Below are 14,007 nucleotides of genomic sequence, written 5' to 3'. Positions count from 1 at the left end.
TTGTGTTTTCTAGGATCAGAACGAAATCTAAAAGTGTCATATGCAATGAATAAGGGGGATACACAATATGCGTGAAGCCGTAATTGTAGCAGGTGCAAGAACGCCGATTGCTAAGGCAAAAAAAGGATCACTTGCAACCGTACGTCCTGATGATTTTGGGGCAGTGGTAGTAAAGGAAACATTAAAAAGAGCGGGATATGTTGGTCCAATCGATGATTTAATAATGGGCTGTGCAATGCCAGAAGCTGAACAAGGAATGAATGTTGCGCGTAATATTGGTGCATTAGCAGGTCTACCAGATTCTACACCAGCTATTACCATTAACCGTTTCTGTTCTTCTGGTCTTCAAGCAATAGCTTATGCAGCAGAACGAGTAATGCTAGGTCATTCAAAAGCAGTTCTTGCCGGCGGAGTAGAGTCGATGAGTATGATTCCGATGACAGGAAATACTGTTCGACTTAATCCGAAGCTAGCAGAAGAAGCACCTCAATATTATATGAGCATGGGTCATACTGCTGAGGAAGTTGCAAATCGTTATGAAGTTAGTAGAGAAGACCAAGATGCTTTTGCTGTACGTTCTCATGAATTAGCGGAAAAAGCTATTAAAGAGGGTAAATTTAAAGACGAAATTGTTCCTATTGAAGTAGTGCAACACTATGTTGACGATAATAATAAGCTTCAATCGAGAACATTTACGTTTGATACAGATGAAGGTGTTCGACCAGGTACTTCTATGGAGGGGCTTGGGAAATTACGTCCAGCCTTCAATGTAAAAGGCTCTGTAACAGCGGGGAACTCTTCTCAAACATCTGACGGAGCTGCGGCGGTTCTAGTAATGGATCGTGAAGAAGCTGAAAACCAAGGATTAAAGCCTATGGCGAAGTTTTTAGGCTTTGCAGTAGGTGGCGTTCCACCAGAAGTAATGGGGATCGGCCCAATCGAAGCTGTACCAAAAGCGTTAAAAATCGCTGGTCTTTCACTAGATGATATTGATTTATGGGAATTAAATGAAGCCTTTGGTTCTCAATCGATTCAAGTGGTTCGCCATTTAGGAATCGATATGGATAAAGTAAATGTAAATGGTGGAGCAATTGCTTTAGGGCATCCACTTGGTGCAACAGGTGCCATTCTAACATTAAAACTAATCCATGAGCTAAAACGTCAAGGCAAGAAGTATGGCGTTATTACAATGTGTATCGGTGGCGGAATGGGCGCTGCTGGAGTAATTGAAGTTTTATAATTTGTGAATTTGTTGATTAGCTTTAGGCAATCGTGCTACTACCGTTGCCTCCGGGAAACGAGTGTCTAGAGCTTTTCTATATATGGTATTTGGATGGGAACATGTAGGAATTACTTATAAATGATTTTAATAACTTTATGGGATAAAGGGGAGGAAGTAAAAATGGTTCAAACAACAAACATTATCAAGGGTGGAAGTTTTTTAATTGAAGATGTGGAATTAGATCGTGTATTCACTCCTGAGGATTTTACAGACGAGCAAAAAATGATCGCTCAAACAACTACTGACTATATTGAAAATGAAGTAAAGCCAGTTATCGAGAATTTAGAGCACCATGAATTCGAGCATTCAGTACGACTACTGAAAAAAGCAGGGGAGCTTGGTTTACTAGCTGCTGATGTACCTGAAGAATATGAGGGCTTAGAGTTAGATAAAATCTCATCTGCTTTAATCGCTGAAAAAATGTCTCCAGCTGGTGGTTTCTCTATTACTCATGGTGCACACGTAGGGATCGGTTCATTACCAATCGTATTATTCGGTAACCATGAGCAAAAATCAAAATACTTACCGAAGCTTGCTTCTGGTGAGTTGATCGCAGCATACGCTTTAACTGAACCAGGCTCAGGGTCTGATGCACTTGGTGCGAAAACGGTTGCTAAGCTAAATGAAGCTGGCACTCACTATGTACTAAACGGGGAAAAACAATGGATTACAAACGCAGGCTTTGCTGATGTATTCGTTGTTTACGCGAAAATCGATGGAGATAAATTCACTGCTTTTATCGTTGAACGCAACTACCCAGGTGTATCTGTAGGGGCAGAAGAGAAGAAAATGGGGATTAAATCTTCTTCAACTCGTACATTAATCTTAGAGGATGCTGAAGTTCCTGTTGAAAACTTACTTGGTGAAGTTGGGCGCGGTCACGTTATTGCCTTCAACATTTTAAATATTGGTCGTTATAAATTAGGTGTTGGTACAGTTGGTGGTTCAAAGCGTGCTTTAGAATTAGCGATTGCTTATACAAACCAACGTCAACAATTTAAAACACCACTTTCAAGCTTTAACCTAACAAAGGAAAAAATCGCGACGATGGCTTCTCAGCTATATGCTTCAGAATCATTGAACTATCGTACAGTTGGTTACTTCGAGGATCGTTTAAGCCAGCTTTCAGCAGAAGAGCAAAAAGATGGGAAAGCGATTGCTGGGGCAATTGCAGAGTACGCTATCGAATGTTCAATCGCGAAGGTTTTCGGTTCTGAAACTTTAGATTATATTGCAGATGAAGCAGTTCAGTTACATGGTGGATATGGTTTCATGGCAGAATATGAAGTAGAACGTATTTACCGTGATTCTCGTATTAACCGTATTTTTGAAGGTACAAACGAAATCAATCGCTTAATCGTACCAGGCACATTTATGAAAAAGGCATTAAAAGGTGAATTGCCACTACTTCAAGTTGCTCAAAAGCTACAAGAAGAACTATTAATGCTAATGCCTGAAGAAATCAGTGACGAGCCATTAGCACAAGAGAAATACTTAGTGAAAAACGCTAAGAAAATTGGTGTGTTAACTGCAGGTGTAGCAGCTCAGAGGTTTGGTGCAAAGCTAGAAGCTGAGCAAGAAGTGCTTGTTAACATTGCTAATATCGCGAACCAGCTTTATGCAATGGAGTCAGCTGTTATTCGTACAGCAAAAGCAATCGAGCGTGACGGTGTAGAGAAGTCGAAGCAAAAAATTCTTTATACTGAAATCTTCTGCCAAGAAGCCTTTGCAGAGATCGAAAAAGAAGCTAAAGAAACAATCTTAGCTTCAGTAGATGGAGATGCAGGTAAAATGACACTTTCTGCACTTCGTAAACTAACACGCAGTAACCCTTACAACCTAATCTTGAAAAAACGTGAAGCTTCACAAAAACTAATCGAAGCAGAAAAATTCATCGTATAGTACGCTTGACGGGCATCCTTAACACAGGATGCCCGTTTTTTGTGTATGGGAATTGTGTATGTACCAGGTACACACACAAATCTAAAACAATTCAAATTATTCTGAATTAAATGCGTACCAGGCACACAAACAATACAGACACAATGGTTGTCTGCTATACTTTTGTTAGGTGAAATTTAATATAGTGAAGGAGTTTCTGTATGGTACTTAAATTGATTCAATATCCGCGTTGTACGACTTGTAAGAAGGCTGAGAAATGGCTGAAGGATGAAGGGATTGCTTATGAGGCGATTCATATTGTGGAGCAGACGCCAACGAAAGCTGAGTTAAAGGCGATTTGGGAGAAAAGTGAGCTTCCTTTGAAGAAGTTCTTTAATACATCTGGCATGAAGTATAAAGAATTAGGCTTAAAGGACAAGTTAAGCTCTATGTCAGAGGATGAACAGCTAGAATTACTTGCTTCTGACGGTATGCTGATTAAAAGACCAATCGTTACAGATGGTGAAAAAGTTACTTTAGGATTTAAAGAAACTGACTTCACTGAATCTTGGAAATAAAGCATTACTCTATCTTGTTTTTAATTATAAAATATGTCAAACTTATTATGTATGAATTACATATATTTGGAGGGGTTTTGAGTGAGCACACCGAAAGATTTACGTTACTCTAAAGAACACGAATGGGTTAAAGTTGAAGATGGTAAAGTTCGCATTGGAATTACGCACTTTGCACAATCTGAGCTTGGCGATATTGTTTTCGTTGAACTACCACAGGTTGGCGACGAAGTTCAGTTAAACGCACCATTCGGTAGTGTTGAATCTGTAAAAACAGTTTCAGAACTATATGCACCAGTGTCAGGTAAGGTTGTTGAAATCAATAGTGAACTTGAAGATAGTCCAGAATTTGTAAATGAATCACCTTATGATCAGGCTTGGATGATTGTTATTGAGCCAACAGATCTTTCAGAAGTGGAAGCTTTATTAACTCCTGAGCAATATGATGAATTAATTGACGCATAATATGAATATGATATAGAAAGAAAAACGCCAGAAAATCACTGGCGTTTTTTTTACAATATAAATATAATAAGTAACCATACCTTTTATTTCACTGATATTTTTAAGACTTTCTTACAAATTCAGTGGGAAAAGACATCGGATTTCGCTTTATGAAAACCGTGCTTTTCAATCATTATCCTTATGCATATTTGAAGACGTTATTTAGCTGTGTAACTACAAATCGTGGGGTGAAGCAAATGATAGTTGATAAGTGTATAATTGTTGAAGGTCGATCGGATAAGTTAAACATCGCACCAATTTTTGCTGAGGATGTTAAAATTATTTGTACAAATGGAACAATTAGTGAGGATGCTCTCCTGGATCTTCTAGAGCCATTTGAAGAATGTAAACTCTATACGTTATTCGATGCGGATAATTCAGGTGAAAAGTTGAGAAAGCTAACGAAAAGAATCTATTCTGAGGCTGTTCATCTTTTCATACCTCGAACATATATCGAAGTGGCAAATGCGCCTAAGAAAGTTTTAGCTAATTTGTTAAGCGATGCTAAATTCTCTGTGCATAAGCAGTATTTATCTTCGACACTTGAAATGTAAATAGATGTTTTTATTACCTAAACAAAGAAGTAGGATGATGATTATGAGAGAATGGACAATTGAAAATTGGAAGCAACAAAAGGAGCAAAATGGCTTAGTTGCTTTTTATTTATATACGCCTATGTGTGGAACTTGTGCTGTTGCATCGAAAATGATGGATGTGATTGAAAATCTTTTACCAGACTTGCCGTTAGGAAAAGCCAATATTAATTTCTTAGAAAACTTAGCGATGGATTATCAAATTGAAAGTGTACCATGCTTACTAATTAGCGAAAATGGGAATGTCGAAAAATTGTATGCTTTCCAATCTGTACCATTCCTATATGATAAGTTGAAAAAAAGTAGTTGACTAGAAACAATCTAACATGGTAAAGTAACATCCATAATCTAAAACTTAATATCGTAACTCTTATAAAGAGCGGTGGAGGGAAGTGCCCTATGAAGCCCGGCAACCATCACAGTAATGTGAAAAGGTGCCAAGTCACGCGAAGTGGATACTTTGGAAGATAAGAGAACGGTAACGTAAATATATATTTACGTCCCCTTCTACTTGTCTGTGTAGAAGGGGATTTTTGTTTTTTTATAAATTACTAGATTCACATCTCACACTTGCCAAATGGGGACAATTGAAGCACTTAAACTCACTAATAAGAATACATAGTTACGATTCGCTATAAGGAGTCTCGCATATGATTGAACTAAAAGATATATCGAAAATATATAAAACAAAAAATGGAGAAATAACAGCTGTTAAAGATGTTAATTTAACCATTAACAAAGGTGAAATATACGGAATTATTGGTTATAGTGGTGCCGGTAAAAGTACGATGATTCGCTTGTTAAACGGCTTGGAGAAGCCTTCTACTGGTACGGTAGAAGTAGGTGGACATCAAATTTCATCGATTTCTGGTACAAAGCTGCGTCAAGCACGCCAAAAAATCAGTATGATCTTCCAGCATTTCAACCTTTTATGGTCTCGTACAGTTGCTGATAACATTTCTTTTCCTTTAGAGATTGCAGGTGTTTCAAAGGCTGAGCGTTCAAAAAGAGTAAAGGAATTAATCGACTTAGTTGGTTTGACAGGCAGAGAAAATGCTTACCCATCTCAGCTGTCTGGCGGTCAAAAGCAGCGCGTTGGAATTGCAAGAGCACTTGCTAATAACCCAGAAGTATTACTTTGCGATGAAGCAACAAGTGCACTAGATCCTGAAACAACGGACGCTATTTTAGAATTATTGCTTGATATAAATAAGCGTTTAGGTCTGACGATTGTTCTGATTACACATGAAATGCACGTTATTCGCAAAATCTGTCATCGCGTGGCAGTTATGGAAGCAGGACGAGTTGTAGAATCTGGCGATGTGCTTCACGTATTCCAAAATCCACAGGCTGAAATTACAAAGAATTTTGTAATGCAGGTTTCTGGAACGAAAGAATCAAAAGAATCAATCGAGCAAATTCTTGTCAATTATCCTACTGGGAAGATCGTTAAGCTAACGTTTATTGGCAACAAAACAGAGCAACCGGTAATCTCCCAAATCATTAAAGAATTTGATGTTGAAGTAAATATCGTGCACGGAAATATCACACAAACTACAAGTGGCCCATATGGAACATTAATTGTACAAATAGATGGTAAACCAAATCAGGTGGAAGAAGCATTTAAGCTTTTAGAAACAAGAGAAATCCAAGCGGAGGTGATTGACCATGTTTAATCAATTATTTCCGAATGTAGATTGGGTAAAAATGTGGGAGGCCACATACGAAACAATATATATGACGGTTATCTCAACAGGAGTAACCTTTATTCTAGGACTAGTAATAGGGATTTTACTATTCCTGACAAGCCCAAACCAAATTTGGGCAAATAAAGTGGTGAATTTTTTAACAGGATCACTTGTTAATATTTTTAGATCGATTCCATTTATCGTATTGATCATACTTTTAATTCCTTTCACGAAATTCCTTGTAGGAACAATTCGTGGAGTTGAAGCGGCTTTACCGGCATTAATTATTGGCGCAGCACCGTTTTACGCTCGCTTAGTGTTAATTGCTTTAAGAGAGATTGATAAAGGTGTAATTGAAGCAGCTCGTTCAATGGGAGCGAAAACTTCAACGATTATTTGGAAGGTATTAATACCTGAATCATTACCAGCATTACTTTCAGGTATTACAGTAACTGCTGTTGCATTAGTAGGCTATACAGCGATGGCTGGGATTATCGGTGCAGGCGGCTTAGGAAACCTGGCGTTTATTGATGGCTTCCAGCGTAGCCGTGATGATGTAGTTTTAATGGCGACAATCATAATTTTAGTAATTGTGTTTATCCTACAGTTTATTGGAGACTTTATAACAACAAAGACTGACAAACGATAATTAGATTTGTTTGGTAATTGGTGCTGACGGTTTAGCCGTTCACATATAGAGAGAAATAGAGAAAAGGAGAAAGACGACATGAAGAAATTTTTATCATTCTTATTACTATCAGTAGTCGTACTTGCATTAGCTGCATGTGGAACTGCTAAAGAGGAAGAAACAACTAATTCTACAAATGGTGCTGCAGATGAAGGCGCAACTGAAACGGCAAAATCAGATAAAATCGTGATTGGTGCATCAAATGGTTTACATGATTTAATTTTAGAGCAAGCAAAACCAATTTTAGCTGAAGAAGGTATCGAGTTAGATATCCAACCTTACCAAGATTATATAATGCCTAACCAAGATTTAGAGTCTGGTGATTTAGATGCGAACTATTTCCAACACATTCCTTATCTTGAAACGGAAATTGCTGAAAAAGGCTATGATTTTGTAAATGCTGGCGGAATTCACATTGAGCCAATGGGTATTTACTCAACAAAGTATGATTCTTTAGATGAACTACCAGAAGGTGCTACTGTTATTATTTCAAATAACCCTGCTGAAGAAGGTCGTTTCTTATCTCTTTTAGAGGCTCAAGGTCTTATCAAGTTAAAAGAGGGTGTCGACAAAGCAGCTGCAACTTTAGATGATATTGTTGAAAATCCTAAAAAATTAGTAATCGATAACAAATCAGAACCAGGAATGCTAGTGACTTATTATGAAGAAGGCGAAGGCGATGTAGTTGTTATTAACTCTAACTTCGCAATCGACGCTGGCATCAACCCTCTTAAAGATTCAATTGCTATCGAAGGCTCAGAATCTCCATATGTAAATATTATTGCAGTTCGTGCAGAAGACAAAGATAACGAAGCAATCAAACGCTTAGTAGAAGTTCTACACTCTGATGCAATCCAACAATTCATCATGGATGAGTGGGGCGGCGCTGTAGTACCAGTAAACGAATAATTTGAAGTGGTGAGGGAACGAAATGTTCTCTCACCATTTTTGATTTTAAGGACAGTTGAGAGTGGAATCGGGTTCGGGGTGTGGTTCATGAGGAGGATGAAGATTGTTAGAGAGTGAAATGTGGGGCGGGATGCGGTTCATGGGGTGGATGAAGTGCATCCCAGAGTATAAAACAATCCGGGATGCAGTTCATAAAGAATGTGAAGTGCATCCGAAAGTGAAACTCAATCTACGAAGCAGTTCTCATGAGCCAATCCACCGCAAAACACCCCAGCTAATTTCAAAACAAAAGAAACGCCCAGAGCACAATCCCCTCGTGCTCCGCGCGTTTCTCGCATTCTCTATAAAAACTGATTCAATCTTGAAAAGAAATTATCGATAAATTTCAAGAAAACTTGTTCAGAAGGTCCGAGTTCGCGGTTGGTTGGATAAATGACGCCTACTGTTCGCGTAATCATAGGATTTTCGATAGCCATCTTTACGGTAAAACGTGGCGTGGAATCGTAAAGTGAGCTTTCAGGCAGTAGTGTAATCCCGATGCCGGCAGCTACTAGCCCCTTTAAAGCATCCATATCTTCACCAACCGAAGTAACGCTTGGTACAAAACCGGCAGCTTTGCATGCATCTACAACTACTTTATTTAATATAAAGCCTTCAGGAAAAAGAACGAAATTCTCATTTCTTAAATCACCAAGTACGATTTTTTCAGCATTGGCTAAATGATGGTTCGCAGGAAGTAATACATGAATTTTCTCGCTAAATAGTATTGATGAATGGATGCTTTCGTCGCTAGGTGGAACAGGACCTAAAAAGGCAAGGTTGAGTTCGCGGTTCTTTACGGCATCGATTAAATAGCGGTATGAGCCCTGACGTAAATGGAAGTGAACATCCGGGAACTCTTTTTTAAAGGCGGAAATGACAGTTGGTAATACGTAACTTGCAAGACTTGTAGGGAAGCCGATTTTGATGGTTCCCTTTGCTGGATCTAAATACTCTTCGACTTGTTTAACAGCAAAATCAATTGCCTTCAATGCGGTAATGGTGTGTTCCAAAAAGATTTTACCAATTGGTGTAAGCTTTACATTTCGACCAACACGTTCAAAAAGTGGTGTGCCAAGCTCATCCTCAAGGTTTGCGATTTGTCGACTAACAGCTGACTGGGCGACATGTAAATGTTCGGCTGCTTCAGAAATATGTTCCCTTTCGGCTACCTCAACAAAGTATCGCAATTGCCGTAATTCCAACGTTTCCACCCCATTTATCTAAATATTAGATGAATTCAATCCAAAGTATATATTGTTTATATTATTCTAAAAACTTTACAATGTAAATAAGGTATTCACGAAGATTTGGGGGGATTTACATGACTTTTCATCAGTTTCCGAAGGCGCAAGGGCTTTATTCACCAAGTTTCGAACATGACGCTTGTGGAATCGGCTTTTACGCAAATATTAAGGGACACGCTTCACATGAGATTGTAAAAAACGGACTAGAGATGTTATGTCGCTTAGATCACCGAGCAGGACGAGGTGGCGATGGTAGAACTGGCGACGGAGCTGGATTAATGGTTCAGATTCCTGATGCATTTTTTAAACTAAACTGTCCAGACTTAAACTTACCAGCAAATGGTGAGTACGGTGTAGGGCAATTGTTTTTCACAGAGGATAATAGAGAGAGAGAGTCCATCGAAAACAAAATTAACGAGCTTATCGAGCAGGAAGGTCAAACATTAATTGGCTGGAGAACTGCTCCTACAAATAAAGAGATATTAAGTGATATTGCGAAATCAACAGCACCTGTTGTTCGCCAGGTTTTTATTAAGGGAGAAAATGCTGAAGATTCTTTAGCTTTTGAACGTAAATTATATTTAATTCGCAAGCAGGCTGAATTCTGGGCAAAAGAAAATGATATGAAATTTTACTGTCCAAGTATGTCTAGCCAAAAAATGGTCTTTAAAGGGTTATTAACACCAGAAGAGGTTAGTGAATTTTACATCGACCTTCAGGATGTAAGCTTTATTTCAGCGTTTGCTATTGTTCACTCAAGATACTCAACAAATACCTTCCCAAGCTGGGAACGTGCACATCCAAACCGCTATATTGTGCACAACGGGGAAATTAACACATTACGTGGCAATATCAACTGGATGACTGCCCGTGAACAACGTTTTGTTTCTGAGGCCTTTGGAGAGGATTTAAAGAAATTATTACCTATTATTGATAACTCAGGTTCTGACTCTTCTATGTTAGATAATGCGTTTGAATTCTTTGTGCTAGCAGGTCGTACACCAGCACATACAGCAATGATGCTTATTCCAGAGCCATGGACTGAAAATCCTCATATTTCAGAGGAGAAAAAAGCATTTTATGCTTACCATGCAAGTATGATGGAGCCTTGGGATGGTCCTACAGCGATTTGTTTCACAGATGGTAAGCAAATTGGTTCAATACTAGATCGTAATGGCTTACGTCCGGCACGCTACTATGTAACGAAGGATGATATGATCGTCTTTTCTTCGGAAGTAGGGGTTGTCGATATCGAGGAAGAAAACGTTTTATATAAAGAACGTTTAAGCCCAGGCCGCATGCTGTTAATCGATTTAGAGCAAGGGAAAATTGTTTCTGATGAAGAGCTGAAAAGCGAGATGGCACAGGCGCAACCATATGCGAAATGGCTAGAAGAAAATTTGCTAACAGTTGAAGCTGATGAGGAAACTCCTAAAGAAGTTGATGTGCTAGCAGTACGTCAAAAATCCTTTGGTTATACTTTTGAGGACATTCAAAAATATATTGTTCCAGTTGCAGAGAGCGGGAAAGATCCAATTGGTTCAATGGGGAACGATACACCTTTAGCAGTTCTATCGGATCGTCCGCAGTCTTTATTTAATTACTTTAAACAGTTATTTGCCCAAGTTACAAACCCACCGATCGATTCAATTCGTGAGCATATTGTAACTTCAACGATGACTCTGCTTGGAGCTGAAGGGAATCTATTGCATCCAAATGCTGAGAATGCACGCCGTATTTTCTTAGATACTCCGATTTTAACAAATGGCGAGTTGAGCGAGATTACGAATATGAAGAATGCACATTTCCAGCATGCAGTAATCACACTTCAGTATGAAAATACATTAGAGTCAGAATTACAGCGTTTATTCAATGAGGCAGATGCAGCAATCGAAAAAGGAATTTCTTTAATAATACTGTCAGATGAATTAGACGATGTGAATTCACCAACGATCCCAGTATTACTTGCTGTAAGTAGCTTACATCAATATTTAGTCCGTACAGGTAAACGTACTCTTGTAAGCATTATTGCAAATAGTGGAGAAGCTCGTGAAGTACATCATTTTGCAGCTTTAGTTGGATTTGGTGCAGATGCTATTAACCCATATCTTGTGTTTGCTTCTATCGAAGAGGCAATCGAGGCTGGCCATTTAACAATTAGCTACCAGGATGCCGTGAAAAAGTATCGTAAGGGAATCGCTGATGGTGTAGTAAAAGTAATGTCTAAAATGGGTATTTCAACTGTTCAATCTTACCGTGGTGCTCAAATTTTTGAAGCAGTAGGAATTAGTAAGGAAGTCGTTGATCGATACTTCACTGGAACTGCATCTCAAATTGATGGGATTGATTTAAAAACGATCGGCGAGGAAGCGAAGCGTCGCCACAAATTAGCGCTAGATTCTAGAAATGCTTTACTTGAATCGGGAAGTGATTTCCAATGGCGAGCTAATGGCGAACACCATGCATTTAACCCGAAAACAATCCATACGCTGCAAACGGCTACAAGAAGAAATGATTTTGGTTTATACAGAATGTATGCAGAAATGGCAAATGAAGAACAACTTGGGTTCTTACGTAATATGTTTGAGTTCAAATCTACTAATCAATCAATACCGTTAGAGGATGTAGAATCAGTAGACTCAATCGTAAAACGATTCAAAACAGGTGCAATGTCCTTCGGTTCGATTTCTAAAGAAGCGCATGAAACTTTAGCAATTGCCATGAACCGTATCGGTGGACGCTCAAACTCAGGTGAGGGCGGGGAAGACACTGCTCGTTTTGAAATCGATGAAAATGGAGATAACCGAAATAGTGCGATTAAACAAATTGCATCTGGTCGATTTGGTGTGAAATCTCATTATCTTGTAAATGCAAAAGAGCTACAAATTAAAATGGCTCAAGGAGCTAAACCTGGTGAAGGTGGTCAATTACCAGGTAACAAAGTCTATCCATGGGTTGCGGATGTTCGTGGTTCTACTCCAGGAGTTGGGTTAATTTCACCTCCACCACACCATGACATTTATTCAATCGAGGACTTAGCCGAGCTTATTTACGATTTGAAAAATGCTAACCGTAATGCTCGTATTTCTGTAAAACTAGTAGCAAAAGCTGGTGTGGGAACGATTGCAGCAGGTGTTGCTAAAGGTGGAGCAGATGTCATTGTAATCTCTGGATATGATGGAGGAACTGGCGCATCGCCAAAAACTTCTATCAAGCACACAGGTTTACCATGGGAGCTAGGCTTAGCTGAAGCACACCAAACATTAATGTTAAACGGCCTACGCGAGCGAGTAACATTAGAAACTGATGGAAAGCTAATGACAGGTAAGGACGTTGTTATGGCGGCTTTACTTGGAGCAGAGGAATATGGCTTTGCGACAGCTCCATTAATCGTACTAGGATGTATCATGATGCGTGCATGTCATTTAGATACATGTCCAGTAGGGGTAGCTACTCAAAATCCAGAATTGCGCGCCAAATTCATGGGGAACGCAGATCACATTGTAAACTTCATGTACTTTGTGGCTGAAGAAATGCGTGAATACATGGCGAAATTAGGATTCCATACTGTTGACGAAATGGTTGGACGCACAGATGTCCTACAAATTAGTGAACGTGCTAAATCACACTGGAAAGCAGGTCAGCTTGATCTATCAGCATTACTTTACCAGGTACAAGGTGCTCGCACGAAGCAAACTGACCAGAATTTACGTATTGACGAAACCTTTGATATTCGTGAGCTTCTACCAAAAGTTGAAAAGAGCATTAACGAAAAAGAATCAATCGAACTCGATTATTCGATTAAAAATACAGATCGTGTTGTAGGTACGATAATTGGAAGTGAAATTTCGAAAAAATACGGTGAAGTTGGGTTGAAAGATGAAACTATTAAACTGAACTTTACAGGTCATGCAGGTCAAAGCTTTGGTGCATTCGTACCGAGAGGAATGACGCTTTCATGTGTAGGAGATGTTAACGACTACTTCGGTAAAGGTCTATCTGGCGGTAAATTAGTAGCTATCGCACCGATCAAGGGTGCCCAAGAGAAAAATGTTATAGCAGGGAACGTTTGTCTATATGGAGCTACAAGTGGTACTGCATATATCAATGGTCGTGCTGGGGAACGCTTTGCTGTTCGTAACAGTGGAGCCAATGTTGTAGTTGAAGGTATTGGTGATCATGGTTGTGAGTACATGACTGGTGGTCGTGTTGTCATTCTAGGTGATGTAGGGAAAAACTTTGCTGCAGGTATGAGCGGTGGTATTGCCTATGTTTTACCAACAGATGAAGAAAAGTTCAAAGAAACCTGTAACACTGAAATGATTGAATTCGAGCGTTTAGAAGATAAAAATGAAATCGAAGCTTTACGTTCTATGATTATCAAACACTTAGAACACACTGAAAGTACAATTGCTTTAGATATTCTAGCAAAATGGGATAAATTCGTAACGAAGTTTGTAAAAGTTGTACCAACGGATTATAAAGCGATGATTGATAAAATCAGCTATCACAAATTCCAAGGTTTAACGGAAGAAACGGCTGCAATGCAAGCATTTGTTGAAGCAACTGGCGCTAAAGAATTAGCGATTTCCAAATAAGAG

The 14,007-nt window shown here is 39.0% G+C and carries 11 protein-coding genes and 1 riboswitch; of the genes, 10 read left to right on the top strand and 1 reads right to left on the bottom strand.

The window, feature by feature from the left end; all coding sequences use genetic code 11:
• The first annotated feature begins 67 nt into the window (after positions 1 to 67).
• The 9 genes from BJ095_RS09860 (at position 68) to BJ095_RS09820 (ending at position 8,120) form a co-directional block, all read left to right on the top strand.
• Positions 68 to 1,240, top strand: a complete 1,173-nt coding sequence (locus BJ095_RS09860; protein WP_107935077.1) for an acetyl-CoA C-acetyltransferase — start codon at positions 68 to 70, stop codon at positions 1,238 to 1,240.
• 162 nt (positions 1,241 to 1,402) lie between these two features.
• Positions 1,403 to 3,184 (top strand): acyl-CoA dehydrogenase family protein, encoded by a 1,782-nt coding sequence (locus tag BJ095_RS09855; RefSeq protein ID WP_107935123.1) that lies wholly within the window; start codon positions 1,403 to 1,405, stop codon positions 3,182 to 3,184.
• A 200-nt stretch (positions 3,185 to 3,384) separates the two neighbouring features.
• The gene (locus BJ095_RS09850) at positions 3,385 to 3,741 is read left to right on the top strand and encodes an arsenate reductase family protein (RefSeq protein WP_107935076.1); all 357 of its coding nucleotides are present in this window, start codon (positions 3,385 to 3,387) and stop codon (positions 3,739 to 3,741) included.
• Positions 3,742 to 3,822: 81 nt separating this feature from the next.
• Positions 3,823 to 4,203 (top strand): glycine cleavage system protein GcvH, encoded by a 381-nt coding sequence (gcvH, locus tag BJ095_RS09845; protein ID WP_107935075.1) that lies wholly within the window; start codon positions 3,823 to 3,825, stop codon positions 4,201 to 4,203.
• Positions 4,204 to 4,391: 188 nt separating this feature from the next.
• A complete protein-coding gene (locus tag BJ095_RS09840) occupies positions 4,392 to 4,796 on the top strand; it encodes a toprim domain-containing protein (RefSeq protein WP_408056960.1) in 405 nt (134 codons plus the stop codon).
• A gap of 43 nt (positions 4,797 to 4,839) precedes the next feature.
• Positions 4,840 to 5,145: a thioredoxin family protein gene (locus BJ095_RS09835; RefSeq protein WP_107935073.1), complete on the top strand. Its 306-nt coding sequence runs from the start codon at positions 4,840 to 4,842 to the stop codon at positions 5,143 to 5,145.
• Between the two features lie 57 nt (positions 5,146 to 5,202).
• Positions 5,203 to 5,309, top strand: a riboswitch (SAM riboswitch).
• Between the two features lie 176 nt (positions 5,310 to 5,485).
• Positions 5,486 to 6,511, top strand: coding sequence for a methionine ABC transporter ATP-binding protein (locus BJ095_RS09830; protein WP_107935072.1), 1,026 nt, complete (start codon positions 5,486 to 5,488; stop codon positions 6,509 to 6,511).
• Positions 6,504 to 7,172 (top strand): methionine ABC transporter permease, encoded by a 669-nt coding sequence (locus BJ095_RS09825; RefSeq protein ID WP_107935071.1) that lies wholly within the window; start codon positions 6,504 to 6,506, stop codon positions 7,170 to 7,172. Before BJ095_RS09830 ends, BJ095_RS09825 begins: the two co-directional genes overlap by 8 nt.
• 78 nt (positions 7,173 to 7,250) lie before the next feature.
• Entirely contained in the window at positions 7,251 to 8,120 is an 870-nt protein-coding gene (locus BJ095_RS09820; RefSeq protein ID WP_107935070.1) for a MetQ/NlpA family ABC transporter substrate-binding protein, read from the top strand.
• A 341-nt stretch (positions 8,121 to 8,461) separates the two neighbouring features.
• Here the strand turns inward: BJ095_RS09820 and BJ095_RS09810 are convergent, their stop codons facing one another.
• Positions 8,462 to 9,364: a LysR family transcriptional regulator gene (locus BJ095_RS09810; protein WP_107935068.1), complete on the bottom strand. Its 903-nt coding sequence runs from the start codon at positions 9,362 to 9,364 to the stop codon at positions 8,462 to 8,464.
• Positions 9,365 to 9,483: 119 nt separating this feature from the next.
• Between BJ095_RS09810 and gltB the strand changes: the two genes are divergently transcribed.
• Positions 9,484 to 14,004 (top strand): glutamate synthase large subunit, encoded by a 4,521-nt coding sequence (gene gltB, locus BJ095_RS09805; protein ID WP_107935067.1) that lies wholly within the window; start codon positions 9,484 to 9,486, stop codon positions 14,002 to 14,004.
• Positions 14,005 to 14,007 lie beyond the last annotated feature (3 nt).

The organism is Ureibacillus chungkukjangi (assembly GCF_003217295.1).
In the GTDB taxonomy this organism is placed as follows: Bacteria; Bacillota; Bacilli; order Bacillales_A; family Planococcaceae; genus Ureibacillus; species Ureibacillus chungkukjangi.
The sequence above is the reverse complement of the archived record's forward strand: the minus strand, read 5'-3'. Positions and strand labels throughout refer to the sequence as shown.